General features: G+C 53.7%; 1 rRNA gene. It reads left to right on the top strand.

The features are described from left to right. A 23S ribosomal RNA gene (locus ACRQEG_RS09480) occupies nucleotides 1–1,305 on the top strand; the annotation flags it as partial.

The raw sequence follows: 1,305 nt of genomic DNA, 5'->3' as shown, positions 1-1,305 counted from the left end.
TGCGTAATAGCTCACTGGTCAAGTGATTGAGCGCCGACAATGTAGCGGGGCTGAAGTACACCGCCGAAACCGCGGCAAACAGTATTTTGTTGTTTGGGTAGGGGAGCGTCCTGCGTGAGGTGAAGCCGTGGCGTGAGCTTTGGTGGATTGCGTGGGAGTGAGAATGCAGGCATGAGTAACGTTTGGAAGGTGAGAATCCTTCCCGCCGTATGACTAAGGGTTCCAGGGCTAGGTTCGTCCTCTCTGGGTTAGTCGGGTCCTAAGGCGAGGCCGACAGGCGTAGTCGATGGGTGACCAGTTCTTATTCTGGTACCGGTTTTATTGCGTCCAGTGTCTTCTGCGTTGATGCTAACCATCCCGCTCTTGCCTTGTAGCGAATGCAGGTTTTTCTTGTGTTTGTGTTTGGTGTGGGTGGCGTGGGGTCCTAAGTGTGGGAGGCAAGCGTGTTAACAGGTGTGACGCAGGGAGGTAGCTTCGCGTGCCTAATGGCTTGGCGCGTTTAAGGGTGTGGCCTGTCTTCTTGGTAAATCCGGGGGACATATAGGGTGAGGCCTGATGGTGACCACTTTTTTGTGGGAAGTAGAGTGATCCTGTACTGCCGAGAAAAGCATCGACGTGAGTGGTAAGACCGCCCGTACCCGAAACCGACACTGGTAGTTGGGTAGAGCATACTAAGGCGTGCGAGTGAATCGTGGTTAAGGAACTCGGCAAAATGCCCCCGTAACTTTGGGAGAAGGGGGGCCCACTCTTTACCCGCCCCTTGTCTGGGCGTGTGTGGGGGGTTGGGTCGCAGAGTCTAGGGAGAAGCGACTGTTTATCAAAAACACAGGTCCGTGCGAAGCTGTAAGGCGATGTATACGGACTGACGCCTGCCCGGTGCTGGAAGGTTAAGCGGACTGGTTAGCCCTTTTTTTGGGGGGCGAGGCTGGGAAGTTAAGCCCCAGTAAACGGCGGTGGTAACTATAACCATCCTAAGGTAGCGAAATTCCTTGTCGGGTAAGTTCCGACCTGCACGAATGGCGTAACGACTTCTCTACTGTCTCGACCACGAGCTCGGTGAAATTGCATTACGAGTAAAGATGCTCGTTTCGCGCAGCAGGACGGAAAGACCCCGGGACCTTTACTATAGCTTGGTATTGGTGTTCGGTACGGTTTGTGTAGGATAGGTGGGAGACTGTGATGCATTGACGCTAGTTGGTGTGGAGTCGTTGTTGAAATACCACTCTGATCGTATTGCATGTCTAACTTTGGTCCGTGATCCGGGCTAAGGACAGTGCCTGGTGGGTAGTTTAACTGGGGCGGTTG

Source organism: Actinotignum stranguriae, from assembly GCF_051265215.1.
GTDB classification, from domain to species: Bacteria; Actinomycetota; Actinomycetes; order Actinomycetales; family Actinomycetaceae; genus Actinotignum; species Actinotignum schaalii_C.
This window is presented reverse-complemented; position numbering and strand designations above follow the sequence as displayed.